This is a genomic window from Sphingobium sp. CFD-2 (assembly GCF_024611135.1).
In the GTDB taxonomy this organism is placed as follows: Bacteria; Pseudomonadota; Alphaproteobacteria; order Sphingomonadales; family Sphingomonadaceae; genus Sphingobium; species Sphingobium fuliginis.
The window spans coordinates 2,347,658-2,373,205 of record NZ_CP084405.1; the positions used below are offsets into that span (position 1 = coordinate 2,347,658).

30 protein-coding genes and 1 other RNA gene are annotated in these 25,548 nt (G+C 65.5%); 11 read left to right on the top strand and 20 right to left on the bottom strand.

The window, feature by feature from the left end; all coding sequences use genetic code 11:
• The first annotated feature begins 10 nt into the window (after positions 1–10).
• The 6 genes from dapF to LDB29_RS11600 all read left to right on the top strand — a co-directional run bounded on the left by dapF (position 11) and on the right by LDB29_RS11600 (position 5,240).
• Complete coding sequence (dapF, locus tag LDB29_RS11575; protein WP_099185640.1) at positions 11–811, top strand: diaminopimelate epimerase; 801 nt, start codon at positions 11–13, stop codon at positions 809–811.
• Position 812: 1 nt separating this feature from the next.
• Positions 813–2,075, top strand: coding sequence for a tRNA (N(6)-L-threonylcarbamoyladenosine(37)-C(2))-methylthiotransferase MtaB (mtaB, locus tag LDB29_RS11580; RefSeq protein WP_025547598.1), 1,263 nt, complete (start codon positions 813–815; stop codon positions 2,073–2,075).
• A 127-nt stretch (positions 2,076–2,202) separates the two neighbouring features.
• A complete protein-coding gene (gene ftsY, locus LDB29_RS11585; protein ID WP_025547600.1) occupies positions 2,203–3,135 on the top strand; it encodes a signal recognition particle-docking protein FtsY in 933 nt (310 codons plus the stop codon).
• A gap of 106 nt (positions 3,136–3,241) precedes the next feature.
• The gene (ispZ, locus tag LDB29_RS11590; protein ID WP_099185639.1) at positions 3,242–3,892 is read left to right on the top strand and encodes a septation protein IspZ; all 651 of its coding nucleotides are present in this window, start codon (positions 3,242–3,244) and stop codon (positions 3,890–3,892) included.
• Between the two features lie 172 nt (positions 3,893–4,064).
• Entirely contained in the window at positions 4,065–4,679 is a 615-nt protein-coding gene (locus LDB29_RS11595) for a superoxide dismutase (RefSeq protein ID WP_025547601.1), read from the top strand.
• A 123-nt stretch (positions 4,680–4,802) separates the two neighbouring features.
• Entirely contained in the window at positions 4,803–5,240 is a 438-nt protein-coding gene (locus tag LDB29_RS11600; RefSeq protein ID WP_025547603.1) for a hemerythrin domain-containing protein, read from the top strand.
• A 2-nt stretch (positions 5,241–5,242) separates the two neighbouring features.
• Here LDB29_RS11600 and LDB29_RS11605 read toward each other — a convergent pair whose 3' ends face one another.
• From LDB29_RS11605 to mscL, 11 genes are all read right to left on the bottom strand, one after another.
• Positions 5,243–5,581, bottom strand: a complete 339-nt coding sequence (locus tag LDB29_RS11605; RefSeq protein WP_025547605.1) for a hypothetical protein — start codon at positions 5,579–5,581, stop codon at positions 5,243–5,245.
• Positions 5,554–6,102, bottom strand: a complete 549-nt coding sequence (locus LDB29_RS11610) for a J domain-containing protein (RefSeq protein ID WP_257554230.1) — start codon at positions 6,100–6,102, stop codon at positions 5,554–5,556. The genes LDB29_RS11605 and LDB29_RS11610 overlap by 28 nt, the downstream gene beginning before the upstream one ends.
• Positions 6,103–6,201: 99 nt before the next feature.
• An RNA gene (rnpB, locus tag LDB29_RS11615) (RNase P RNA component class A) lies at positions 6,202–6,587 on the bottom strand.
• Between the two features lie 60 nt (positions 6,588–6,647).
• Positions 6,648–7,346, bottom strand: coding sequence for an N-acetylmuramoyl-L-alanine amidase (locus tag LDB29_RS11620; RefSeq protein WP_025547608.1), 699 nt, complete (start codon positions 7,344–7,346; stop codon positions 6,648–6,650).
• A gap of 114 nt (positions 7,347–7,460) precedes the next feature.
• Positions 7,461–8,369, bottom strand: coding sequence for a protein-glutamate O-methyltransferase CheR (locus LDB29_RS11625; RefSeq protein ID WP_229742409.1), 909 nt, complete (start codon positions 8,367–8,369; stop codon positions 7,461–7,463).
• A complete protein-coding gene (locus LDB29_RS11630; RefSeq protein ID WP_099185638.1) occupies positions 8,369–9,448 on the bottom strand; it encodes a chemotaxis protein CheB in 1,080 nt (359 codons plus the stop codon). The genes LDB29_RS11625 and LDB29_RS11630 overlap by 1 nt, the downstream gene beginning before the upstream one ends.
• A gap of 67 nt (positions 9,449–9,515) precedes the next feature.
• Entirely contained in the window at positions 9,516–9,881 is a 366-nt protein-coding gene (locus LDB29_RS11635) for a response regulator (RefSeq protein WP_025547613.1), read from the bottom strand.
• 94 nt (positions 9,882–9,975) lie between these two features.
• Positions 9,976–10,413 (bottom strand): chemotaxis protein CheW, encoded by a 438-nt coding sequence (locus tag LDB29_RS11640; RefSeq protein WP_044662721.1) that lies wholly within the window; start codon positions 10,411–10,413, stop codon positions 9,976–9,978.
• An 18-nt stretch (positions 10,414–10,431) separates the two neighbouring features.
• The gene (locus LDB29_RS11645) at positions 10,432–12,801 is read right to left on the bottom strand and encodes a chemotaxis protein CheA (protein ID WP_099185637.1); all 2,370 of its coding nucleotides are present in this window, start codon (positions 12,799–12,801) and stop codon (positions 10,432–10,434) included.
• 148 nt (positions 12,802–12,949) lie between these two features.
• On the bottom strand, positions 12,950–13,225 hold the full coding sequence (locus tag LDB29_RS11650) for a hypothetical protein (RefSeq protein WP_025547617.1): 276 nt from the start codon (positions 13,223–13,225) through the stop codon (positions 12,950–12,952).
• Between the two features lie 135 nt (positions 13,226–13,360).
• Positions 13,361–13,789 (bottom strand): large conductance mechanosensitive channel protein MscL, encoded by a 429-nt coding sequence (gene mscL / locus LDB29_RS11655; RefSeq protein ID WP_065846006.1) that lies wholly within the window; start codon positions 13,787–13,789, stop codon positions 13,361–13,363.
• 101 nt (positions 13,790–13,890) lie between these two features.
• Between mscL and LDB29_RS11660 the strand changes: the two genes are divergently transcribed.
• The 4 genes from LDB29_RS11660 to LDB29_RS11675 are packed head-to-tail and all read left to right on the top strand — an operon-like array spanning position 13,891 to position 16,529.
• Positions 13,891–14,493, top strand: a complete 603-nt coding sequence (locus tag LDB29_RS11660) for a LemA family protein (RefSeq protein ID WP_025547620.1) — start codon at positions 13,891–13,893, stop codon at positions 14,491–14,493.
• 7 nt (positions 14,494–14,500) lie between these two features.
• Positions 14,501–15,313 (top strand): YgcG family protein, encoded by an 813-nt coding sequence (locus LDB29_RS11665; RefSeq protein WP_025547622.1) that lies wholly within the window; start codon positions 14,501–14,503, stop codon positions 15,311–15,313.
• The gene (locus LDB29_RS11670; protein WP_025547624.1) at positions 15,313–15,990 is read left to right on the top strand and encodes a TPM domain-containing protein; all 678 of its coding nucleotides are present in this window, start codon (positions 15,313–15,315) and stop codon (positions 15,988–15,990) included. Before LDB29_RS11665 ends, LDB29_RS11670 begins: the two co-directional genes overlap by 1 nt.
• Complete coding sequence (locus tag LDB29_RS11675; protein WP_257554231.1) at positions 15,987–16,529, top strand: NUDIX hydrolase; 543 nt, start codon at positions 15,987–15,989, stop codon at positions 16,527–16,529. The genes LDB29_RS11670 and LDB29_RS11675 overlap by 4 nt, the downstream gene beginning before the upstream one ends.
• A 138-nt stretch (positions 16,530–16,667) precedes the next feature.
• Here LDB29_RS11675 and LDB29_RS11680 read toward each other — a convergent pair whose 3' ends face one another.
• The 4 genes from LDB29_RS11680 to sdhC form a co-directional block, all read right to left on the bottom strand.
• Positions 16,668–17,684: a 50S ribosomal protein L11 methyltransferase gene (locus LDB29_RS11680; protein ID WP_025547627.1), complete on the bottom strand. Its 1,017-nt coding sequence runs from the start codon at positions 17,682–17,684 to the stop codon at positions 16,668–16,670.
• 203 nt (positions 17,685–17,887) lie between these two features.
• Positions 17,888–19,702: a succinate dehydrogenase flavoprotein subunit gene (gene sdhA / locus LDB29_RS11685; protein WP_025547629.1), complete on the bottom strand. Its 1,815-nt coding sequence runs from the start codon at positions 19,700–19,702 to the stop codon at positions 17,888–17,890.
• The gene (gene sdhD / locus LDB29_RS11690) at positions 19,702–20,091 is read right to left on the bottom strand and encodes a succinate dehydrogenase, hydrophobic membrane anchor protein (protein WP_025547631.1); all 390 of its coding nucleotides are present in this window, start codon (positions 20,089–20,091) and stop codon (positions 19,702–19,704) included. The genes sdhA and sdhD overlap by 1 nt, the downstream gene beginning before the upstream one ends.
• A complete protein-coding gene (sdhC, locus tag LDB29_RS11695; protein WP_373278214.1) occupies positions 20,091–20,423 on the bottom strand; it encodes a succinate dehydrogenase, cytochrome b556 subunit in 333 nt (110 codons plus the stop codon). Before sdhC ends, sdhD begins: the two co-directional genes overlap by 1 nt.
• Before the next feature lie 347 nt (positions 20,424–20,770).
• On the opposite strand from sdhC, the gene LDB29_RS11700 reads away from it, so the two are divergent.
• Entirely contained in the window at positions 20,771–22,102 is a 1,332-nt protein-coding gene (locus LDB29_RS11700; protein WP_025547635.1) for a methyl-accepting chemotaxis protein, read from the top strand.
• A 46-nt stretch (positions 22,103–22,148) separates the two neighbouring features.
• Here the strand turns inward: LDB29_RS11700 and LDB29_RS11705 are convergent, their stop codons facing one another.
• From LDB29_RS11705 to LDB29_RS11725, 5 genes are all read right to left on the bottom strand, one after another.
• Positions 22,149–22,427: a DUF2218 domain-containing protein gene (locus LDB29_RS11705; RefSeq protein ID WP_025547636.1), complete on the bottom strand. Its 279-nt coding sequence runs from the start codon at positions 22,425–22,427 to the stop codon at positions 22,149–22,151.
• A 2-nt stretch (positions 22,428–22,429) separates the two neighbouring features.
• A complete protein-coding gene (locus LDB29_RS11710) occupies positions 22,430–23,050 on the bottom strand; it encodes a PadR family transcriptional regulator (protein ID WP_025547637.1) in 621 nt (206 codons plus the stop codon).
• Positions 23,051–23,326: 276 nt separating this feature from the next.
• Complete coding sequence (gene grpE / locus LDB29_RS11715) at positions 23,327–23,881, bottom strand: nucleotide exchange factor GrpE (protein WP_025547639.1); 555 nt, start codon at positions 23,879–23,881, stop codon at positions 23,327–23,329.
• Positions 23,878–24,921, bottom strand: a complete 1,044-nt coding sequence (gene hrcA / locus LDB29_RS11720; protein ID WP_044662731.1) for a heat-inducible transcriptional repressor HrcA — start codon at positions 24,919–24,921, stop codon at positions 23,878–23,880. Before hrcA ends, grpE begins: the two co-directional genes overlap by 4 nt.
• Before the next feature lie 43 nt (positions 24,922–24,964).
• Positions 24,965–25,480 (bottom strand): DUF6438 domain-containing protein, encoded by a 516-nt coding sequence (locus LDB29_RS11725; RefSeq protein ID WP_044662732.1) that lies wholly within the window; start codon positions 25,478–25,480, stop codon positions 24,965–24,967.
• Positions 25,481–25,548: the final 68 nt, after the last annotated feature.

A 25,548-nucleotide genomic window follows, 5' to 3' on the forward strand; every position in this document is an offset into this window, starting at 1 on the left:
CGCGCCCATCATGGGCCGTTTTTCGAAGATGCATGGACTGGGCAACGACTTTGTCGTGATCGACGCGCGGGAAACCGCGCTCGACATGACGGAGGCGCGCGCGCAGGCCATTGCCGACCGTCACGCCGGCATCGGCTGCGACCAGTTGATCCTGATCGGCAATAGCGACCGCGCCGACGTGTCGATGCGCATCTTCAACAGCGACGGCGGCGAGGTGGAGGCCTGCGGCAACGCCACCCGCTGCGTCCCCCTGTTCGTCGGCCGGGACGTGCTGATCGAGACGAAGGCAGGCCTGCTGGACGCAAGGACCGTCGATGGCGGCGCGAGCGTCGACATGGGCGAACCGCGCCTCGAATGGGACGCGATCCCCCTCGCCTACGCCATGGACACGCTGGCCATGCCGGTAAGCTGGGAGGATCTGCCTGCCCCGGTCGCGGTCAATGTCGGCAATCCGCACGTGATCTTCTTCATGGACCGTCTGGACGGTGTGAACTTCGACCGTCTTGGGCCGCTGATCGAGCATGATCCGCTCTTCCCCGCCCGCGTGAACGTGAATTTCGCGCAGATGGTGGGCGACAATCATATCCGCCTGGTCGTCTGGGAACGCGGCGCCGGCCTGACCCGCGCCTGCGGAACCGGCGCCTGCGCGACGGCGGTGGCGGCGGTGCGGCGCAAGCTGGCGAGCGGGCCGACCACCGTGAGCCTGCCGGGGGGCGACCTTGTGATCGATTGGGCGCCGGGCGGGCACATATTGATGACCGGCCCTGCCACCCATGTCTTCGACGGCGAGGCTGACTGGGCGCGATTCTGACATGGGCGGGCCGCAGATCATCACGCTTGGCTGCCGCCTCAACATCGCGGAGAGCGAGGCGATTCGAGAGATTATCGGCCGCGAGATGCCGAACGCGCAGGATGATCTGGTCGTCGTCAACAGCTGCGCCGTGACGGCAGAGGCCGTGCGCCAGAGCCGGCAGGCCATCCGCCGCGCCCGCCGCGACCGCCCCGGTGCGCGGATCATGGTGACGGGCTGCGCCGCGCAGACGGAGCCGGAAACCTTCGCCGCCATGGCCGAAGTCGACGCGGTGATCGGCAATCGGGAAAAGATGCACCGGACATCCTATCTCCCGAACGGAGGAAGTGACCCGGTCAGGGTCTCCGACATCATGTCGGTCCGCGACACCGCTCCCCATATGGCCAGCGCCTTTGCAGAACATGCCCGCGCCTTCCTGGAGGTGCAGAATGGCTGCGACCATCGCTGCACCTTCTGCATCATCCCCTATGGCCGGGGCAACAGCCGCTCCGTCCCGGCCGGCGCCGTCATCGACAAGGCCAGGGAACTGGTCGATGCGGGTTACAGGGAAATCGTCCTCACCGGCGTGGACGTCACCAGCTACGGCCCGGACCTGCCGGGCGCGCCGTCGCTCGGCCTGCTGATCGAACGCATGCTGAAGGGGGTGCCCGACCTCCCCCGCCTGCGCCTTTCCTCGCTCGACAGCGTGGAGATCGACGAGCGGCTGTTCGACATCCTCGCCCATGAGCCGCGCATGATGCCGCATCTGCACCTGTCGCTCCAGGCGGGCGACGACATGATCCTGAAGCGCATGAAGCGCCGCCACAGCCGCGCCGACGCCGTGCGCGTCGTGGAACGCCTCAGGGCCGCCCGTCCGGAGATCAGCATCGGCGCCGACATCATCGCCGGCTTTCCGACCGAGGACGACGCCATGTTCGAAAACAGCCTCAGGCTGGTCGAGCAATGCGCCATCGTCCATGGCCATGTCTTCCCCTATTCACCGCGCGCAAATACCCCGGCCGCCCGCATGCCGCAGGTGGAGCGGGCCACCATCAAGGCGCGCGCCGCCCGGCTGCGCGCCGCCTGCGAGGCGCAACGGGAACGCTGGCTCCAGAGCCTCATCGGTTCCACCCAATCCGTGCTGGTCGAACGCAACGGGCTTTCCGGACATGCCGAAAATTTCGCCCCGGTGCGTTTCGCGACCCCGCAATCGCCCTCCTCCATCGTCCATGCGACCATCACGGCCCTTGAGAATGGCGCGCTGATCGCGCAAGAGGCAGCGTGAGAGACAATCATTTTTCCGTCATTCCCGCGCAGGCGGGAATCCATCTCCGGGCTCCGGGCCGTTCCGCCTGGTGCACCCCATGGGAGATGGATCCCCGCCCGCGCGGGGATGATGCTGGTGGATAGACATGGCTGAAACATCCTGGCGCGATCGCCTCTTCGGCGGCCTCAAGCGCACTTCCGACAAGCTGGGCGAGAATCTCACCGGCCTCTTCTCCAAGGCCGCGCTCGACGAGCAGACACTGGACGAGATCGAGGAAGCGCTGATCGTCAGCGACCTCGGTCCCGCCATGGCCGCCCGCGTGCGCGACCGCCTGTCCGAAGGCCGCTACAACCGCGAACTGACCGAGGATTATCTGCGGGAGATCATCGCGGAGGAGATCGAGAAGGTTCTCGCCCCGGTCGCGCGCCCGCTGGAGATCGAAGCTTTTCCGCGCCCTCAGGTGATCCTGGTCATCGGCGTCAACGGTTCCGGCAAGACCACCACCATCGCCAAGCTCGCCAACCTCTTCCTCGAACAGGATTATGGCGTGATGCTGGCGGCGGGCGACACCTTCCGCGCTGCCGCCATCGGCCAGCTCAAGGTCTGGGCGGAACGGCTCGGCATCCCCATCGTCGCGGGCAAGGAGGGCGGCGACGCGGCGGGCATCGTCTTCGACGCGGTGAAGCAGGCGACCGCCACCGGCATCGACGTGCTGATCGTGGACACGGCCGGGCGCCTGCAGAACAAGACCGAACTGATGGACGAGCTGGCCAAGATCCGCCGCGTGCTCGGCCGGTTGAACCCGGCGGCGCCGCATGACGTTGTGCTGGTGCTGGATGCCACCACGGGACAGAATGCGTTGAGCCAGATCGAGGTCTTCAAGGAATTCGCGCAGGTGACGGGCCTCGTCATGACCAAGCTGGACGGCACGGCGCGCGGCGGCGTGCTGGTCGCGGCGGCGGAGAAATATCGCCTGCCGATCCATGCCATCGGCGTTGGCGAGAAGATCGAGGATTTGCGGCCGTTCGACCCGGGCGACATGGCGCGGGCGATCGCGGGAACCGCCTATGCGCGGTGATCGCTCCCCCTTCGTCATGCCGGCGCAGGCCGGCATCTCTGGCCTCCGCGGCTCGACCCGGCCTCACGAGATCCCGGCCCGCGCCGGGACGACGGAGTGAACATATATGGCTGATCCGAAAAAACCGACCCATGGCGGCAATCTCAGCCTCGCGCTGGACTTCGGCCCTCTTCTCGTCTTCTTCCTGACCTACAAGGGCGCGGGCTGGCTCTGGGGGCCGGGCAACCCCATCACCGCGATGATGTTCGGCACCGCCGCCTTCATGGCCGCCATCGTCGTCGCCGTGATCGCCTCTAAGGTGAAGCTCGGCCGCGTGTCGCCCATGCTCTGGCTATCGGCGCTGCTGATCCTCTTCTTCGGCGGCCTCACCATCTATTTCCGCGACCAGAGCTTCATCCAGATCAAGCCGACCATCATCTACGCCTTCTTCGCGCTGATGCTGTTCGCGGGGCTGATGCGGGGCAAGGCGTTGCTCAAATATCTCCTCCAGGCGGCCTATGACGGCCTGACCGAGACCGGCTGGCGCAAGCTGTCGCGCAACTGGGCCCTTTTCTTCGTCGCCATGGCGCTCGCCAACGAAGTCATGCGACGGACCATGAGCTTCGATAGCTGGCTGGCCGTCAAGGTATGGGGCGTGACCATCGTATCGGTCGTCTTCGCTGCCGCCAACATCCCCATGCTGATGCGCCACGGCCTGGACCTGGGCGAAAAGCTGGACAGTGACGAGATCGGTGAAACCACCCCGCCCCAGGGTTGAATCGGCCGCCTAATTAAGATCGTTTCGCAATAGGCATATATCTGTTTTCATGGCCGCCGGGGGCGCATATGGGAGGGGCGCGGAGGCGTCCACGCCCCGACAGGACCATTGAACCAATCGACCGCACCATCCGTTCTGCGGCCGACCCATAACGAACCCGAGGAGTTCCGCCATGGCCTTTGTTCTTCCCCCCCTGCCCTATGCCAAGGATGCCTTTGGCGACATTCTGACCGCCGAAACCTTCGACTTCCACCATGGCAAGCACCACAATGCCTATGTCGTGAAGGCCAATGAACTGGTCGCCGCCGACGCCTCGCTCCAGGGCAAGTCGCTGGTCGAGCTGATCAAGTCGTCCAAGGGCGGCCTGTTCAACCAGGTCGGCCAGATCTGGAATCACACTTTTTACTGGCAGTCGCTGTCGCCGACCAAGACCGCGCCGTCCGGCCAGTTGCTCGACCTCATCAACGAGGGTTTCGGCTCGGTCGACGCGCTGGTCGAAAAGCTGAAGGCCGAAGCCGTCGGCCATTTCGCCAGCGGCTGGGCCGCGCTGATCCTGAAGGACGGGAAGCTGGAAGTCACCAGCTACCATGACGCGGACACGCCCGTTGCGCATGAGGGCCATCAGCCGCTGCTGATCCTCGATGTGTGGGAACATGCCTATTATATCGACTATCGCAACGCGCGCCCCAACTATGCCGACCGCGTCCTCAAGGAAGCGATCAACTGGGACTTCGCCGCGCAGAATCTGGACGGCCAGGGCGTCAGCCGCGCCGACCAGCCGGCCTGAATGGAGGGCGCCCGCCGCGTGGAATGCGCGGCGGGCGGACCGCTCAAGCCTTTGTGAAGTCCGCACAACCGTTTCTTAACCCCGCGAGCGGAATATGCCGGGCGGGGACGAGGAAAGCGGTGCATGGACCTCGACGAATTGCAGAAGCAGCATGATGAGATAGAGGCGATGGCCGCCCGCTTTCATCAGGCGATAGCGGACGAAGGCGTTCCGCAAAGGCTGGGCCCGCTGCGTTGGCAGTTCGCCCGCCTGCTGATGGCGCATCTGGCGCTGGAAGACCGGATTTTCTACCCCAATATGCAACGGCAGCCGCACGAAAAGCTGCGCGGCACCGCGGCGCGACTCGAAAGTGAAATGGCGCCCATCGCCAGCGACTTCGCCGCCTATATGGCGCGTTGGAGCGATGATCGGATCGAACGCGAATGGGCGGATTTCTGCCGTGAAACCCGTGCCATCCTGGCCAGCATCCTGAACCGGCTGCACAAGGAAGAAGGGCTGCTGATGCCCTTGCTGTCCGACGCCGGGCTGATCGATTCGGCCCGGATCAGGCGCGCAGGCTGAATTCAGCCTTCCTTTGCCGGAACCAGGCCCAACGCCTGTGCCAGTTCATCCAGATCGGCGCCCGGCCGCACTAGCAACCAGTCGCGCGATTTTGCGCCGTCGACGACTGTCACCGCACCCTTGGGACAGATGCCGAGGCAGTTGACCTCGACGATCCCAGCCGCCGCCTTGCGCCCCTTTTTCAGAGAAAGATGCCGGCGCAGCGCCCGGGCCAGCCGCTCGTCCCCGTCCCGGCCGAAACCGCCGTCCAGCTTCTTCGAACATTTGCGGCAGACCAGCACCGCATGATCCCAGTTCGACCGGACGCGATCCTTCAATCCGCCCGCTCCCGCGGTTTCCACGTCCGCCGCTCCTCCGCCGCCCGCAGCACTTCATAGGCAGCCTGGATCGTCTGGAAACGCACGGCCGCCTGCGCGTCGCCGGGCTTCACATCGGGATGATATTCCTTGGCAAGGCGGCGCCAGCTCTTCTTCACGGCCTCGAAATCAGCGTCGTCCTCCAGCTCCAGCGCCTGCAGCGCATGCAACTCGTCGCGCGAGCGGCTGCCGTCACCCGGCCCGCCCCAACCATGATAGGCGCTGTTCTGATAACCGCCCGCGTCGCGCCGCTCGGCACGTTCGCGCTGCTCCCGCTCTTCCTGGTCCAGGCCCTGAAAATAGTCCCAGTTGCGGTTATATTCCGCTGCATGGTCGGTGCAGAAATACCAGCGTTCGCGGCTGTTGGGCGATTTGGGCGCGGGGCAGTCGCCCGGCCGTTCGCAGCCATGCCGGTCGCACAGGCGCACCTGCTGCGCCTCACGCGATGCGCCGTAGCTGCGCCAGCGGGGAAAGCCCCAGTCATTGGATCGGCTGCTTCTTGCCATGGTTCCAAATTAGGCAGGCCGCAGGCGGAACGCCACCCCGGCAGCCGATGAAATTGCCGTTATTTTAAATCCTCCCCATCTGCCGATGGGGAGGATTTAAATGCCAGAGGGCCTGTAAGCCGGGTTCTGTCCCCCTCTTGCGAAGGGTGGCGACCATTCCTCTAGGGGACGGATCGCTCCGTCCCTCCAGCAACCAACCCGGGCGGTCTCAGCCGAAACTGGCCTAGCAGCCGAAACTGCGCGCCGCCCCTATTCGGTCTTGCTCCCGGTGGGGTTTACCGTGCCGCCTTGCGTTGCCGCAGGCGCGGTGCGCTCTTACCGCACCCTTTCAATTTCGCTGAGCCGAAGCTGTAGCGACCTGCTTTCTGTTGCACTGTCCCTTGGATCACTCCAGCCGGCCGTTAGCCGGCACCGTCATTTCGTGGAGCCCGGACTTTCCTCGCCGTGGAAGTTACCCGCCACGCCGCGGCCGCCCGGCCCTCTGGCAGAGGGGCCTATACACAAGTCCGGCGCCCCCGTCATCCCCGTTTGGGCGTCGTCCCCGTTCAGTCGTCGCCCATCGGCTTGGGCAGCAGCAACGCCAGCAGGATCGCCCGGCACTCGCCATCGATGATTCCATCGATCAGTTCGGGCCGGAAGCGGCGCTGGAACGCGACCACCGCCGCCTGCGGCTCCGCAATGTCGTATCCGAAGCGCTCCAGCGCCAACATGAAGCCGCCGTCGCTCCAATGCGGGTCCATCAGATTCTTGGTCGGTCGCGGCAGGGCCAGCCGCAGACGCGCCAACTGGCCCCAGGGGAACAGTTCGCCGGGGTCCTGCTTGCGGGCCGGGGCGACATCGCTATGCCCGACGATGTTGCCGCGGGTGATCCTGTGCCGCTGCACGATCTGGTGGATCAGCGGGATCAGCGATCCCATCTGCGCGTCCGGAAAGGGTCGATAGCCCCATTCATGCCCCGGATTGACGATCTCGATCCCGATGCTGGCCGAATTGATGTCGTCGATGCCGCGCCAATGGGCACGGCCGGCATGCCAGGCGCGCTTTTCCTCATCCACCATGCGGATGACCTGCCCATCCTCCGTCACGACATAATGAGCGGATACCTTGGATTCCGGGCTGGCGAGCCAGTTGATCGCGGTCGCGGCATCGGCCATCCCGGTATAGTGCAGCACCAGCATGGAAATCGGCAGGCTGCGCTCGTCAAAATTGGGCGACGGCGTGTCGATCATCGGGAAGTCGTTCATCGCCAAGGGCCAGTCACTCGCATTCGTCCGTCAGCGCCTTCGGGCGCGCGGACAGACCATGGCCGACAGCGGCAGACCAATCAAGCAGGGCGCGGTATTTTCCCGCCGGGACGATCAGACCGCCCGGCGCATGGCTCCGCCCGATTGCGCCGCGGCGTCGGCGCGGCGTCCATAGCCGCCGCGGAATTCGGCATGGGGGACGAAATCCTCGCTATGGCCGATCACCGTCTCGCCCGCGCCCAGCAGCAGGACAGAGCCCGCATGGCTGTGCCGGGCGAGAAGACGCAGCACGCTCTGGCGGCGTTCGGGCGTGAAGTAGAGAAGCACGTTGCGGCAGAGCAAAAGGTCATATTCGCCCTGGGGCGCATGCGCGTCGAACAGATTGTCGGTGCGGAAATCGATCATCTGGCGCAGGGCCGAATTGGCGCGCCAATCGTCGCCCGAAGGGTCGAACCATTTGAGCAGGTCCCCCACCGGCAGGCCCCGCTGCACATCCATCTGCGTGAAGATGCCCGTCTTCGCCTGCGCTATGGCGGCGGTGGAAATATCGGTCGCCAATATCTCGATCCGCCAGCCGCGCCAGCGCGCCATGTCGTTGCAAAGCTGGATCGCCAGCGAATAGACCTCCTGCCCAGTCGAACAGCCCGCGCTCCAGATGCGCAGCGTCCGGTCCGATCGCTGCGCATGGATGCGTGGCAGGATATGGCGGTGGATCATGTCGAATATCTGGAGATCGCGGAAGAAGCTGCTCTCATTGTTGAGCAGCGCGTTGACCACGTCATTTTCCAGCATAGCATCCTTGTGCCCCATCAGCCGGGAGGCAAGCGCATCCATGTCGCTCAGCCCATGCGCCCGCAGCACAGGCTTCAGCGCCGTCTCCATCCGCCAGGCCCGGCTTTCGGACAGAATCTGACCGGTGCGCGCTTCCAGCAGGCCGGAAAAGATGCGCGCCGCCCCGCGCATGGGATCGGCGGAGGAAACGGAGCCGGACAGGAGGGGGTCGGCCGAAGGGGGCAATGCCATCAGTTTCTGTTCTTTCCTCTTCGCGCCACGAAATCCATGATCGCATGGGGTTCCAGCAGGGCGCAGTTCAATCCTTCTCCGGCGACCGATCCGGGCATGCCCCAGACCACGCTGCTCGCTTCGTCCTGCGCCACGATCCATCCGCCGGCCGCCACTATGTCCCGCGCACCGGCGGTGCCGTCCCGCCCCATGCCCGTCAGCACCACGCCGGCCGCGCCAGCGCCATAGGCCTGGGCCATGCTGGCGAACATCGGGTCGACGCCGGGCAGATTGCCGGTCGGCGTGCGCTGCGGATTGAGCACGACGGACACCCGAGCATAAAGCCCCCGCCGAAGCTGGAGATTGGCGTCGCCCGGCGCGACATAGACGATGTCCGGGGCCAGCAACTCGCCCTGCTCCGCCACCTTGACGCGCAGGGGTGTCATCCGCCCTAGTTGCTGGACGAAATAATGGGTGAAGCTGGCGGGCAGATGCTGGGTCAACAGGATCGGCACGCCCAGCGGCGCGGCCAGTCCCGCGAAAAGCTGTCCCAGGGCATGGATGCCGCCGGTCGATGCGCCGATGCCCAGGCAGGCGAGCGGCTGGGCCGCCTGCTCCGGATCGGCCCGCAGAGGCGGCCCGACCGCCACAGGCATGGCTTCGCCGCTGAACAGGCGCGACAGGCGGTCGATCAGGGCCTGGGGGAAGTGCTCACCGAAGCTGCCGCTTCCCGGCTTCGCCAATATGTCGCTCGCGCCCAGCGCCAGCGCTTCGACCGCCGCGGCGCTCCCCTCCTCGCAATTGCCCGACAGGATCACGACCTTGGCGCGCGGATTGGTCCGCAGGATCGCGGGCAGCGCCGTAAGGCCGCTCTGTCCCGGCAATTCTATGTCGAGCAGGATCAGGTCGACCTCATGGTCCCGCAAATAGCCCAGCGCATGTTCGGCGCTGTTGGTCTTGTGCGTGACGGAAAATCGCCGGTCGGCGTTCAATATCCGTTCGATGACCGTCCTGACCACGACCGAATCGTCGACGATCAGGGTACGCAGCGCCCTGTCCTCGTCGCGGCTGCTGGCCATGATCGGCACGTGAACGGTCATCGAGGGAAATCTTTCTGAACAAAATCGGGGAGGTCGGTCGAAGATCGCTCGATCCGAAGCGCTACGCCTAGATGACGCCGACGATCGTCAGCTTGCTTTCCAGCGTTTCGCGGTCGAACGGCTTCATCACATATTCGTCCGCGCCGGCTTCGACGGCGGCCTTGATATGGCTGATGCCGTTTTCCGTGGTGCAGAAGATGATCTTGGGCCGCGCGGACAGATTGGCGTCCGGCAACGCCTGGAGGAATTCCATGCCGCTCATCACCGGCATGTTCCAGTCCAGCAGGACCACGTCCGGCACGGACGTTTCGCATTGCGTAAGGGCGTCACGCCCGTCGACCGCCTCGCTCACCGAAAGATCGAGCGATTCCAATATATGGCGGGCAACTTTGCGGATGACCTTCGAATCATCCACGACCAGGCAGTTTTTCATAGAGCGTCCCTTGTTTTGCGTCCCATTGTCACAAGCCTTAACCGGCAAAGGCGAGGATTTGGTAAACGCCGGTACGAGATCGTGCGATCTGGCGTCATGCCGCCTGGGCGACGGTGCCGGCCTCGATGAAGCCGCTCAACGACACCAGCAGATAGGGCTGGCCCTCATGCTCCACCAGGCCGCGGGCATAGGGCGCCCAGGCGGCATCGAGCTGGCCCCGCAGCGGCAGTTCGCCCTCCGGCACCTGGCAGATGTCGTGCACGGCATCGACCATCAGCCCATAGCTGTGGCCGCTGATGTCCGCGATGATCGCGAAGACCCGCCGCTCCATGGGCGTCGGCCGCCCCCGGACCAGCGCGGCGACGTCGATGACGGTCAGCACCCGGCTGCGCAGCGCGGACAGCCCGGCGACATGCGCGCCCATGCCCGGCACCGGCGAGATGTCGGTCAGCTTGACCACCGCCTCCACCTCCCGGGTTTCGACGGCGATCCTCGTGCCCGCCAGCGTGGCGAAGAGGTAAAGCTGGTTCATGCGGCTATTTCTCCGTTCCTATCGCCGCGATCCGGCAAGCGCGGCCATCAGCGCGTCCTGATCATAGCGATAGATGCTGCTGTCCTGGGGTCCGGCGGGTCGCGGCGTGGCGCGCAGATGGACGATGCGGCAGCCCAGCAGTTCGCTCGCCTGGGACGCGTCCGATCCGGTGAACAGCACCACATCCTGCGGGTCGACCGCTTCGTCGGCGGGCAGGCCCATCACCACATCATGCCCGGCCTGGCGGAGCAGCGGCGCCAATATCTCGCGCGTCCAGCCATCTTCGCTGTCGGCCAGCAGGCAGCGGCCGCCGCTCCGTTCCGCGACCGGCTCCTCCGGCAGGGCGGCGAACAGGGCGAAGGGATTGATCACCTCCAGATGCTCGCCATCGATCACGGCAACCCCGCTCAACAGCCCATGCATCGCGACCATGTCCGGCACGGCGGGCATTTCCACGATGTCGAGCACCGCGGCAACCGGATAGCAGGCCTCCCTCGCGCCGTCGCGCAGGCGGAGCGCGGCGACCTTCTCCTCGGAAAAGGCATGATGGCCGTTGGCGACCGGCACCAGCCGCCCGTCCAGACGCACGAAGCCGCGCCCGCCCGACCGACCGAACAGCCGGGCGTCTATGTCCTCGACCCGCTCGATCAGCGACAGCTTCAGCAAGCGCCGCTCGCCCGAATATTCCTCGAACCGCAAGGCGGGCACCATCTCGACACCGCCCTGCGCCTCCTCATCCTCCCCGGCCCGGCGGGCCGCATGATCGTCGATGATGTTGGGCAGGCGCGCCGCATTGGCGAGGCCCGCCGCGTCCAGCAGCAGCATCGGCTTGCCATTGTCGGGCAGGGTCATGCCGGCATAGACGCCCGACGCCATCACCAGCGGCGATGCGGGACGGATCACCAGTTCCTCATGATTCTCCACCGCCGACACGCCCATGGCGAAGGGCACGCCGGTCGCGGAACGCACGACCATGACGGCACGCGGCCCGGACTGCGCGACCCGCTCCATGCCCAGCACGTCTTCCAGATCGATCATCGAATGGCGGATGGAGCGGATCGTCGCGATCTTGGCCCCGCCGACCTGCGCGATGTTCAGCGTCTCATTGTTGTCGTGCAGGATTTCCACGACGGCAGCGCGGGGAATCGCGAAATGCAGGTCGCCGGCCCGCACGATCAATCCCGGAATGATGGTCAGCGTCAGCGGCACCCGCAAGGTGATGGTCAATCCGCAGCCCGGCCGGTTGTCGAGCGCGATGACGCCGCCGATCCGCTCCACATTGGCGCGGACCACATCCATGCCGACGCCGCGCCCGGAAATGGCCGTGACCTGACTGGCGGTCGAAAGGCCAGGATGGAAGATCAGGTCGAGCTTCTCCGCCTCGCTCATCCGCGCGGCTGCTTCCGGCGTCAGGCGGCCCGCGGCCATCGCCTTGTCGACCAGCCGACCCGTATCGATGCCCTGCCCGTCATCGGAAATCTCGATGACGATCTGGTTGCCCGACTGGCGCGCCTCCAGCTTCAGCCGCCCCGCTTCGGGCTTGCCCAGCGCCCGGCGCCTTTCCGGCGTTTCTATGCCATGGTCGATGCTGTTGCGGACGATATGGGTGAGCGGGTCGACCACCATCTCCACCATTTCGCGGTCCATTTCGACATCGCCCCCCTCAAGGCTGAGGTCGATGCGCTTGCCCAGGTCCCGGCCGAGATCGCGCACCATGCGCGGGATGGCCGTGAACAGCCGGTCGACGCGCTGCATCCTGGTCTTGGAAATGGCGTCGCGCATGTCCGCGACGCAGGTCGACAGTCTTTCGAAGGCGCTTTCCAGTTCCGGATCGCCCGACCGCTCGCGCAGCTTGCGCGACAGCTCGTTGCGGGCCAGCACCATGTCGGACACGCCGTTCATCAACTGGTCGATCAGCGACAGGGGCAGGCGGATCGTGCGCGGCGCCGATTGCCCGCCGGAAGCGCGCGCGACGGCGACGGACGCCGCCGGCGCCTCGCTCTCATCCGGCGCGGACGCTTCCTTCTCGGTCAGGGCGGCGATCAGATAATCGTCATTCTCCTGCGGCAGCGCAGCGCCGATGGCGACCGCCTCGGCCAGTTCCGCGATCCGGTCCATAATGCCCAGAACGGCGCTGACGGTGGCAGGATCGGCAAGGCGCTTGTCCGCCCGGATTTCCGACAACACATCCTCAGCCGCATGGCTCAGCCGTTCGAACCGCGGCAGGTTGAGGAAGCCGCAGCTCCCTTTCACCGTATGGAAAAAGCGGAAAATGGCGTCCAGCCGGTCGCGGTCCGTAGGGTCGGCTTCCCAGGCGACGACCTCCCCCGCCAGCGCCTCCAGCGTTTCCTGCGTTTCCGATATGAATTCCTGGAGTAGCTCGTCCATTCCACCGCCTCATGGGATAGGCGGCGGACCATGGCGCGGCTGTGGTTAAATCCCCGTTAAAGAGGGGTAACGCGGCAACCATGAAAGGAAAAGGGGCGCCGCGACCGGCAGTCGCGGCGCCCCTTTCGGCTCGGTAACAGCCTTGAACTTAATGCGCCTCGGTCTTCTCGACCGAGTCAGCCGCCTTCTCACCGGCTTCGCGGGTGGCGTCCGCCTTGTTCTCCAGCGCGTCCGCGGCGTTTTCAGCGGCGCTTTCGGCATTGCCGCTCAGATTATCGGCCATCGCTTCCATATTGTCGGCCTGGTTGTCGATGGCGTCCGCCTGATTCTCATACGCGTTCTCGACCTTGTTCTCCTGCTTGGAATCGCATGCAGCAAGCGCGATCAGGCTGGCAAGGCCAAGGACTGATACGAAGGTTTTCACGGCGTTTTCTCCTGTTGCGCCCCCATGGGCTGACGTCATTCGGCAAGGGGACCGGATGCCCGGAACCCTGACGCCCATCAACTGGTCGCGCGAAGGATGGTTCCCGCCGCACACTCCTTTCGTCGCGGAAACGACTTATTTTTTCAGGGAATCGCGAATTTCGCGCAGCAGCAGCACGTCCTCCGGCGTCGCGGCCGGCGCTTCCTCGGGCTTGGGCATCAGCTTGTTCACCGCCTTCACCAGCAGGAAGATGATGAAGGCCAGGATCAGGAAATTGACGAACACGGTCAGGAATTCGCCCCAGCCGAACATGGCGACATTGGCCGCCTTCAGGTCGGCATAACTGTCCGGGTTCCCCTTGAACCCGGCGGGAATCTCGCCCAGCCGGATGAAATAGCCGGAAAAGTCGGCCCCGCCGAAGATATAGCCGACGACCGGCATGATCAGGTCGTCCGTCAACGACTTGGTGATGGTGGCGAAAGCCCCGCCGATGATCACGCCGACGGCCAGGTCCATGACATTGCCGCGATTGATGAACGTCTTGAATTCGGAAATCAGCCCCATGGCGAACCCCTTGTCCCGATTGCGATATTGACAGCATGAGCCGTTGCGAAGGCTTCGACAACCGCCTATTTCCTCACACGAAACAAGCCTGAGGATGTTCCATGACGATCCTGCGCCAGTTCCGCCTGTTCCTTCTGCCGCTGCTGGGCGCCTTTGCGCTCAGCGCCTGCGGCATCAACAGCGTCCCCGCCGCCGAGGAGGTCGCAAAGGCCAAATGGGCCGACGTGCAGGCGCAATATCAGCGCCGCGCGAACCTTGTCGGCAATCTCGTGGCCACGGTGAAAGCCGCCGGCAAGCAGGAGCAGGACACGCTGGTCAAGGTGACGGAGGCCCGCGCCAGGGCCACCTCCGTCCAGGTCAATGCCGAGGATCTGTCCGATCCCGCCAAGGTGCAGCAGTTCCAGCAGGCGCAGGCGCAACTGAGCCAGGGCCTTGGCCGCCTTCTCGCCTCGGTAGAGGCTTATCCGGAGCTCAAGACCAACCAGAATTTCCTCGACCTGCAATCCCAGCTCGAGGGTACGGAGAACCGCATCGCCGTCGCGATTCGCGACTATAACGAAGCGGTGCGCGCCTATAACACCCGCATCCGCACCTTCCCCGACGCGATCGGCGCCAAGATCATCCATGGCGCCAAGCCCATGACTCCGTTCCAGGCCACCACGCCCGGCGCGGAAGAAGCGCCGAAGGTCGATTTCGGCAACTGAGCCGGTGATGCTACGCCGCCTGCTCCTGATCTTCGCGCTGCTGGTTTTCATGCCCGTGGCGGGAGGGACGGGAATCGCGCCTTCCGCTCAGGCCCAGACCTTCCCCAAGCTGACCGGCCGGGTGGTGGATGACGCCGCCCTGCTCTCCCCTCAGCAGAAGCAGGCGTTGACCGACAAGCTGGCGGCGCTGGAGCAGCAGAGCGGGCGACAACTGGTGGTGGCGACCCTGCCCGACCTCCAGGGATATGACATATCCGATTATGGCTATCGGCTGGGCCGCGCCTGGGGAATCGGGTCCAAGGACAAGAATGACGGCGCGCTGCTGATCATCGCCCCCAATGAGCGCAAGGTCCGGATCGAGGTCGGCTACGGCCTGGAAGGCATCATGACCGATGCGCTGTCGTCCCAGATCATCCGCAACGCCATCACGCCCCGGTTCAAGGCCGGGGACATGCCCGGCGGGATCGATGCGGGCGTGGACGCCATCGGCAAGCTGCTGACCCTGCCCCCCGAAGAAGCCAAGGCGCTGGCGGCGCAGGCCGAAGCCAGGGCGCGCGACGCAGCGGACGATGGCGGGGCATTCATGGCGATATTCTGGCTCGTCGTCGTCGCGATCATCGTGATCGCCATGCTTTCCGGGCGGGGCAAGGGACGGCGCTATCGGGGCGGATCGGGACCGATCATCCTGTGGGGGCCGGGCGATTCCGGATGGAGCGGCGGTGGATCAGGCTGGGGCGGTGGCGGCTGGGGCAGCGGCGGCGGCGGCTTTTCGGGCGGCGGCGGCAGCTTCGGCGGCGGCGGCGCGTCGGGGGACTGGTGATGCGCCTGATCATGAACGAAGCCGATCACGACCGCGTGACCGCTGCGGTGGCCGAAGCGGAGAAGGCGACGGATGGCGAGATCGTCACCATCGTCGCGCGCCGGTCGGACGCCTATCATGATGCAGGGCTGCACTGGGCCATCGGCGCGGTGTTCCTGGCCCTGTCGGCGGCGGCGGCCTTTCCCCTGCATTTCCGGCGCTTATGCTCCTGGCTGCTGCAAAGCTGGGAGCATGAGGTGGAGGACTGGAAGCTCTTGACGGTCCTGCTCAGCCTGCTCATCCTCAAATTCCTGATCGTCCGCTATGCACTCGCCTGGATGCCGCTGCGCATGGCGTTGACGCCCAAGGCCACCAAGGCCCGCCGCGTGCGCCGCCGTGCCATCACCCTGTTTCGCGCGGTAGCCCAGGGGCGCACGCGCGGACGGACCGGCGTGCTCATCTACCTCTCGCTGGATGAGCATCGGGCGGAACTCGTCGCGGATGCGGCGATCAACGAAAAGGTCGCTCCGGAAATCTGGGGCGAGGCCATGGCCGCGCTGATCGACGGCGTGCGCGCAGGCCGCGCCGCCGAAGGCATGGCGGAAGCGGTGCGGCAGGTCGGCGGCGTGCTGGCCGAATATTTTCCGGCGACCGGCGACAATCCCAATGAATTGCCCGACAGGTTGATCGAATTATGAGCGAACGGGACGGAGCTTCCCCCGAAGAGATCATGTGGGAAGGCCGCTTCATCACCGCCAAGCGCCGGGGCAGGTGGGAATATGTCGGCCGGGCGCGGGGCATCCATGCCGCCGTCATTCTGGCCGTGGACGAGGCGGCGGACGGGCGGCATGTGTTGCTGGTCGATCAATATCGCGTGCCGCTGGGCCGCCGGTGCATCGAATTGCCCGCCGGCCTTGTGGGCGACCATGACGAGGGCGAGGAAGCCGTGCTGGCCGCCACTCGCGAACTGGAGGAGGAAACCGGCTACCTGTCCGGCCGGATGGAGGCTTTGGGTGAATTCTTCAGTTCGCCCGGCATGGTGTCGGAGAGCTTCACGCTGTTCCGTGCGCATGACCTCATGAAAACCGGCGATGGCGGCGGCGTGGAAGGCGAGGATATCCGCGTGCACCGCGTGCCGCTCGACAGAATTCAAGACCGGATCGCGGCATGGCGGACGGAAGGCTTCGCAATCGACGTGAAGCTGCTGTTGCTGCTGGGTGCGGGCATCGTGGGCTGAGGCCTTTTGCAGGGCGAGGCGCTCCACGCAGTCCCGCCCTGTAAATGCATCACCTCCGCCAACGTGCGGTCACCTCAACCGTCCGCTGTCGAAATGGTCCCCAAGTCGATCCGGGCGATGATCACGCTCAGCAAAAGGTCACAGACTGCCGAAACCAGGGGCTTCGCCACGGGCATTGCCGTCGATGCGGGTCGGCCGTCTCCAGCCGATCCGCGGGCGCTTGCGCAGGCGGAGGGTCGGCCAGTCGCCGCGGTCCGTCCGTTCCGCCAGGCGCATTCCCTGGGCGCGATAGGCAGCCAGCACCGCACCGGCCTGTTCATTGAGCAGCCCCGCAAGGACGATGGTGCCGCCTTCCTCCACCAGCGCGCAGAGCGAGGGAGCAAGTTCGATCAGCGGACCGGCCAGGATATTGGCGATCAGCAGGTCATAGGGCGCGCGCGTCGCAATAGCCGGGTGATCCACGCCGGCAGCCGTGTAGAGCGCGAGCTGCCCCTGTCCCTTGCCCGTCGCAATCCCGTTGGCCGCCGCGTTGGCAGCGCTGATCTCCACCGCGACGGGATCGATGTCCGACGCCGTCGCATAAGCCCGCGGCCAAAGGTGGAGCGCCGCGAAGGCAAGCAGGCCAGTGCCCGTTCCGATGTCCGCGACATTGCCGAAGCGCATGCCGACCCGCCGCATGCGGTCGAGCATGATCAGGCAGCCCGCCGTGGTTTCATGCTGGCCCGTGCCGAAGGCGCGGCTCGCCTCGATCAGGAAATTGACGTGGCCGGGCGCCGCCGGGTCGCTGGCGAGATTGCGGACGTGGAAACGCCCCGCAGTGACGGGTTCCAGCCCCTGCTGGCTCAACGTCACCCAATCCTCGTCGGGCAGTTGCTCGACCAGCGGCTTGACGCCGGCGGCGCTGGGGACGAGCGAACGGAGCAGCCGGATCGCGGCGGGGCTCGGCTGGCCTTCGAAATAGGCGTCGAGCCGCCAGCTTTGTTCATTATCGGCCTCCGCCTCGCTGGTCATCAGCACAGGCGGACGATCCATCAGCGCGAAGGCGGCAATGTCGCCATCCAGCGCTTCGGCCTCCGCACGGGTGCATGGGAAGGTGACTTTCCAGCTTTGCGCCTTCTCTTCGGCCAGCGCGGATGGGGTGGCAAGGTCGTTCATGTCGCGGCCTTTAGACCTTTGGCGGATGGAGGGGAAGCAGGCACATCTGCCGGGGATGCAAGCCTTGGGTGATCGAGGACATCAAACCCCTTCCCTGAAGCAGGGGGGAAGCGCTGGTGTCCGCAATTTCCCAGAACGAAGCATATATAAGAAAAGGGCGAGCTTCGCAGCCCGCCCTTCCTGTTTCCCGCCGTTCGCGCGGCTTAGTAAACGCGCGCCTTGGGCTTGATATATTCCGCCTCGTCCGTGAGCGTGTAATCGTGCACCGGACGGTAGTCGAGCGTCACCTTGCCGCCCTTGCCGCCCCAGCCCTCGAACCAGCTTACGGTGTGCTTCATCCATTCGGCGTCGTCGCGGTTCGGGAAGTCCTCATGCGCATGGGCGCCGCGGCTTTCCTTGCGGTTTTCCGCGCTGACCATGGTGCAGACCGCCTGGGACATCAGATTGTCCAGTTCCAGCGTCTCGATCAGGTCGGTGTTCCAGATCAGCGAGCGGTCCGAAACCGCGACGTCCTGCAAGCGGCCATTGACCTCTGCCATCTTCGCGACGCCCTCCGCCAGCAGCGCGCTGTCGCGGAACACGGCGGCGTGCTTCTGCATGGTGTGCTGCATTTCCAGGCGGATCTTCGCCGTAGGGGAACCGCCCTTTGCATTGCGATAATGATCGAGGCGGCCCAGCGCCAGGTCGGCCGCGTCCTTGGGCAGCGGACGATGCGAGCCGTTGGGCTTGATCGTTTCCTTGAGGTGCAAGCCGGTCGCGCGGCCGAAGACGACGAGATCGATCAACGAGTTGGAACCCAGCCGGTTCGCGCCATGGACCGAAACGCAGGCCGCTTCACCCACGGCATAGAGGCCCGGCACCACGACTTCGGGATCGTCACCGACCTTCGTCACCACCTGCCCATGATAATTGCAGGGAATGCCGCCCATATTATAGTGGACGGTCGGCGTCACCGGCAGCGGCTGGCGGGTCAGGTCGACACCGGCGAAGATCTTGCCGCTTTCGGTGATGCCCGGCAAGCGTTCCGCCAGCACCTTGGGATCGATATGATCGAGGTGCAGGTAGATATGGTCCTTGTTCGGACCCACGCCGCGCCCTTCGCGCATTTCCATCGCCATCGAACGCGACACGACGTCGCGCGACGCCAGATCCTTCGCGGAAGGCGCATAGCGCTCCATGAAGCGCTCGCCCTCGGAATTGGTGAGGTAGCCGCCCTCGCCCCGCGCGCCTTCCGTGATGAGCACGCCCGCGCCGTAGATGCCGGTCGGGTGGAACTGCACGAATTCCAGATCCTGCAAAGGCAGGCCCGCGCGCAGCACCATGCCGCCGCCGTCGCCGGTGCAGCTATGCGCCGAAGTGGCGGAGAAGTAAGCGCGGCCGTAACCGCCCGTCGCCAGCACGACCGCCTTGCTGCGGAAGCGATGGATCGAACCGTCTTCCATGCAGATGGCGATGACGCCCCGGCATTCCTTGCCGTTCGGGCCGTCTTCCATGATCAGGTCGATGGCGAAATATTCGATGTAGAAGTCCGCGTCATACTTCAGGCTCTGCTGATAGAGCGCGTGCAGCATGGCGTGGCCGGTACGGTCGGCGGCGGCGCAGGTGCGCTGCACCGGCGGGCCGGCGCCCATATTCTGCATGTGGCCGCCGAACGGACGCTGGTAGATGGTGCCGTTGTCGTTACGGCTGAACGGAACGCCCGCATGCTCCAGCTCGATCACGGCGGCCGGCGCCTCGCGCACCATATATTCGATCGCGTCCTGGTCGCCCAGCCAGTCCGACCCCTTGACGGTGTCGTACATGTGCCAGGTCCAGTGGTCGGGCGAGTTGTTGCCAAGGCTCGCCGCGATGCCGCCCTGCGCCGCCACCGTATGGCTGCGGGTCGGGAACAGCTTGGTGATGCAGGCGGTCTTCAGGCCCGCTTCCGCACTGCCCATGGTGGCGCGCAGGCCGGAGCCGCCGGCACCCACGACGACCGTGTCATAGGTGTGGTCGATGATCTTATAGGCTTCGCTCATTATTTGACGATCCCCGTGAAGGCGATCTTGGCGATCGCGAAGATGCCCGCGGCCGTGCCGCCAATGGCATAGAAGTTCAGCAGCAGGATGCAGAAGAAGTTGAGGCCCTTGTCGTGGACATAGTCCTCCAGCATGATCTGCATGCCCAGGCGCAGGTGATAGAAGATGCTGACCAGCATCAGCATCAGCGGCACCGCCACCAGGGGCTGCGCGATCCAGTTATGGACGCTCTGATAATCGAGGCCCGGCAGGGCGATCAGGCTGAACAGCAGCCACAGCACCAGCAACAGGTTGCCGACGGCGGTATAGCGCTGCGCCAGCCAGTGATGCGCGCCATGCCTGGCCGATCCAAGACCGCGGACGCGGCCGATTCCGGTTCCGGTTCCCATCAGAATTTCCCCGTGCAGATGGCGGCCCAGAAGGCGATGGTGAGGAGCGTCGAGAAGACGAAGGTCAGCAGCGACCAGATCTTGTTATTCTTGAGCTCATAGCCCGCGCCCAGATCGAGCACGAAGTGGCGAAGACCGGAGCAGAGATGCTGGAAGAAGAACCAGCTAAGGCCGGCCATCACCAGATAGCCGATGGGCGAAGTCGCGCATTTGACGAAGGTTGCATAGGCATCCGGCCCCATGGCGGCGGCCATCAGCCACCAGACCAGTCCCATCGCACCGACCGTCGCAAGACCGTTGCCGGTCACGCGGTGCATGATGGAGACGGCCATGGCTGGCCCCCATTTCCAGATCGTCAAATGCGGCGAGAGCGGCCGGCTCGTGGTTCGCGCCATATCTTCCCTACGTCCCTGATGTTTGTCCCTCGAGTCCCGTCCCCTTAGGAGCGATACGCCAAGAGGGCAAGCCGCCCTGACCACGCGACGGGGCGATCCCCGCCAGGCCGGCGGAACATTTCCGGGATGAGGAACCATGCAGGCCGGTTTTCGGCGGGTCGATGACGGGTAAAGCGCCAAAGGATCGGATCGGGGGCCGAATGTCCGCCGATCCTAAGAAGTGATTAACCAAATGGCGCTATCACCCGACGGGACAATGAGACCAATCTGGGGTTTTGCCGCACATGAATTCCGCCGCCACGCCCAAAAGCACCGTCCTTGCGATGATGAGGGAGGTCGACCCGCATGGCGAGCTGGCGCAGGGGTTGCGCCAGATTCGCGACCTGCTGGGCGAACAGGTGACCCTGGCGGCGCGCACTTTCTACGATGCCTATGTCGAGCAGACGGGGCTGCGGTCGAAGCTCAACCCCTCCACGCTCGCCAAGATCGAGACGGAAGCGCATGAATATGTGCGCCAGAAACTGGGCTATTACGATGCGGGCGAATGGGCGATTTCCTCCATCGCCTGCGTACGCCACGCCCGCAAGCACGGCTCCCCGCTGCGTGCGGTGCTGATGCCGGTGGCCGCGGCCAACGAGAAGCTGATCGACCTTATCTGGCATCGGATGGAGGATGAAACGGGGCGCCGCCGTCTGGTGCATGTCATGATGCAGGTCGGCATGGTCGACGCCGGGCTGATGGCGAACGTCATCGCAGGCGACGAGGCGGAGGCGCAGCGCAACGAGCGCCAACGCTTCGGCACGATGTTCGAACAGCGGATCATGGGAGAGATCGACGGCGCGTCGCAACTGGGCGAATCGCTGCGCGAACAGGCGAAGGACGCATCGGCCGCGACACGCGGCATGCTGGGCAAGGCGTCGGAAGTCGCCGCCGCCGCCGAACAGTCCGCCCTTGCGATGCGCGAAGCCGCCCGCACCTCCGCCGGCCTCATTCGCGCTATCGAGGATGCGCGGACGGAGGTGGAGAGCGCGGCCGACGTCGCCCAGCGGGCGGCCCGCCAGTCGGGCGACGCGGTGGCCATGTCGACCACCCTGTCCGACCATGCGAAATCCATCGAATCGATCCTGGGCCTGATCCGCGACATTGCCGGCCAGACCAACCTGCTTGCGCTCAACGCCACGATCGAGGCGGCCCGCGCGGGCGATGCCGGCCGCGGCTTCGCGGTGGTCGCGCAGGAGGTGAAGAGCCTCGCCAACCAGACCGCCCGCGCCACCGATGAGATCGCGGGCAAGATCGCGGACATCCAGGCATCCACCCGCCAGTCTGTGGAGACCAACGAGCGCATTCGCGACACGGTGGGCGAGGTCCAGGCCAGCGCCGAACGCATCCGCCACGCCATGGATGCCCAGGCGCAGACGGTGACGATGATCACCGCCGCTGTCGACGAAACCGCGCTGGCCGCCGACTCCATGTCGTCGACCATCAGCGCCATCCGCCAGGATACCGAGGTGGTCGCATCCGAAATCGACCAGCTCGAACGCGGCTTCATGAGCGTGGAAGGGAAGCTTTCCAGCCTGCGCGCGGCGTCATCGGACTTCGGACGCCAGGTGGCCTGAGGAAGAGCGGCGGCCGGCGGGGCGGAACTGCCCGCCCCGCCCCCCCTTACCGCCAGTCGAAGGTCAGCGGCGCTTCCCTGAAGGCGAAGCGGTCGAGATGGTCCGCCACCACCTGCTTGAAGCGTTCGACATCGGTCCCCTCCCCCGGTTCGATCGTGACGGTCAGGGCGTCAGCCCCGGCCGCCATCCGGATCGGCCCCATGGGAAAGGCGATGCTTCCCTGCCGCGCGTCGAAATCGGTTTCGAACTTGTGCCCCCAATGCTTGCACAGCTGCTGGAGATAGCGGCTGGCGTTGGCGGTCGGCACATGCGCTGTCAAAGCCATGGTCAAAGCCTTTCGATCCTGCTGGCCGCCTCGTCGATCAGCGCGGCGACGTCGAACATGGTCTGCGCATCCGCCCCCTCCTTTTCAAGCCGCGCCCGGACCGCCATGCCCAGATTGTGCATGGCCCGCCGGATCGGCGCGCCGTCGGTGCGCTCCGCCTTGCGCGCCAGCGAGCCCAGCCGGTCCATGACCAGCGCCACGCCTTGTTCATGGTCGGCCAAATAGGCCGTGCCCGCCTCCGTGATCGCGAACAGCTTGCGGCTGCTTTCGCCCGGCTGCTCCGCGATCAGATCCATGTCCGCAAGCAAGGTCAGCGTCGGATAGACGACGCCCGGACTTGGCACATAAACCTCGCCCGACAGGGTTTCGATCTCGCGGATCAGATCATAGCCATGGCGGGGCGCGTCGGAGATGAGCTTGAGCAGGATGAGCCTGAGCGCGTCATTGCCGAACAGGCGGCGACGGCCGCCGCCCCGCCCACCGCCAAAATGCCCGCCCCGGCCGCCGCCGAACGGACCATCCCCGAAGCGACCGCCAAAGCCGCCGGGTTCGCGGCCGTCCGGTCCGAACATGCGGTCATGGCCAAAACCGTGGTGCCCGCGAGCGCGATGATGAAAATGCATGGATGATTCTCTCAACTGTTTCTTGATAGTTTGAGATATATCTTAAAAAGATCGAACGTCAAGAGTTGCGATATATCTTTATCGCGGATCAGGGCTATGGCGGGAACTCCCCCAAAAATCTGGGCCGGCCTCCCGTCCCACCAGTGCCTGAATCCGGCTCAAGCATGACCCCGCCATCCCGGCGCGGCTCCGCCGGCGGACCGCGCGGGCCCGTGAACGAAAAAGGCCCGCCGGACGGTGGTCCAGCGAGCCCTTGCATGCTTCAGGTGCAACCGATCAGTCCGGTTTCTTCGCCACGCTGACCAGCGCCGGGCGCAGCAACCGGTCCTTGATCGTATAGCCTGCCTGCATCTCCACCAGCACCGTACCCGGCTCGGCGTCGGCGGAGGGTACTTCCATCATCGCCTGATGCTTGTTGGGGTCAAGCGGCTGGCCGACCGACACCAGCTTCTCAATGCCGTTGCGGCCGAACACCGCCTCCAGTTCCCGCCCGGTGGCTTCAAGCCCGGCGACCAGGCCCTTGAACTTCTCATCCTCGCGCAGGTCGGCGGGGATCGCCTGAAGCGCGCGGCCCAGATTGTCCGCCACCGACAGCATGTCGCGGGCAAAGGCCGTCGCGGCATAGGCGCGTGCGTCGGCCAGTTCCTTTTCCAGCCGCCGCCGCACATTCTGCGCTTCGGCATGGGCGTAGAGCACCTCCTGCTTCGCGGTCGCCAGCTCGTTTTCAAGGCTCGCGATCCGTTCCGCCGCCGCGTCGCCGGCGGGCGACGCATCCTCGGGCAGTTCGTCCACGACTTCGGTATTTTCGATATTCTGCTTGTCTTCGCTCATCTCATCAATCTCGACAGCGTCTGTGCGGTGAAGTCCACCATGGGGATCACCCGCGCATAGTTCAAGCGCGTGGGGCCGATTACCCCGACCACGCCCACCACCCGGCCGTCACCGCTGCGGTAAGGCGCGGCTATGACCGAAGAACCCGACAGGGAAAAGAGCTTGTTTTCCGAACCGATGAAGATTTTGGTCGCGCTGCCCGCCAGCGCACTTTCCAGCAGCCGGGAAATCTCCTGCTTGCCTTCAAGCTGTTCCAGCAATTGCCTCACCCGTTCCAGATCGGCGGCGGTGCCGTCATCCAGCAGATGCGCCTGACCGCGCACGATCAGCACCGGGCGGTCGTCGGCATCCTGCGACCACAGGGCGATACCCCTCGCCACCAGTTCCCCCGCCGCGCCCTGAAGCGCGTTCCGGTCCCCCTCTACCTCGCGCCGGAGGGCCTCGCGCGCCTGCGCCAGCGTCATGCCGCCAAAGCGCGCCGACATGAAGTTGGCAGCCTCGTTCAGCATCATCGGCGTCACGCCCACCGGAAGGTCCACGACGCGATTCTCGATGGAACCGTCCTGCCCCACCAGCACAGCCAGCGCCTGCCGTTCATTCAGGGGCACGAAGCCGAACTGCCGCAGCACCGGCTCCCGCTTGGGCACCATCACGATGCCGGCGCAGGCCGAGAGGCCGGACAGCGCAGCGGTCGCGGCCGACAGCGCCTCCTCTATCGGGCCGCCTTCGCTGATCCCGGCCTCGATCGCGCGCCGTTCCTCGACCGAAGGTTCCGCGGCCTGCATCATGCCGTCGACGAACAGCCTGAGGCCGGTTTCCGTCGGCATCCGTCCAGCGGAGGTGTGCGGCGCGGCAAGCAGGCCCAGTTCCTCCAGATCCTGCATCACATTGCGGATGGAGGCGGGCGACAGGCTGAGCGACGCCATCTTGCTGATCGTGCGCGAGCCAACGGGCAGCCCGGTGCCGAGATAGCTCTCGACCACCAGACGGAAAACGTCACGCGCACGCTCGTTAAGTTCGGTGATCGGGGTGACCGCCATGGCCTTTATCTAGGCAAGCATCGGTCCCGGCTCAAGCCCGTCGTCATCGGCCCTTCGCCGTCGTCGGCTTCACCATGGCGGCGACGTCGAGCATGCTGGGGATCGACGCGATGGTGGCGCGCAGCTTGCCATAGCCCGCATCCATGCAGCCCGACTGGAACTCCAGCCGGGTGGGTGGCGCTTCGCCCCGGGTCCATTCTATCACATAGCCGGGCATGTCCGTGGCGAAGCGGACGCAATTTTCCCCCTGGCCGATTCGCCTGACCGTGCCCTGCGCGGGCCGAAACTGCGCCAGCGCGGCGCGGAAGCGGCGATATTGCGCCGGCGTCACCGTGAAACGGGTCGGGCCGGGAATGGCGGTGAAACGCTGCGGCTCGATCAGCCCGGACCCGTCCGGCGTCACGCGCAGGCTGTAGCTGGGGCAGGCGCCGAAACAGGGACCGGCGGAAAATCTGATGGTATCGCCGGCCAGGGTCGGCTTTTCCAGCTCCGCCTGTTCCATGGCACAGCCGCCCAGCAGGACAGTGGCCGCCAAAATCGATAGCGCTTTCGTCACCATAGGCCGCTCTCTAGCATCTTTCGGGTTCATCGCCACTGGCATGATGGGCCGCCCGACGCTAAGCCCGC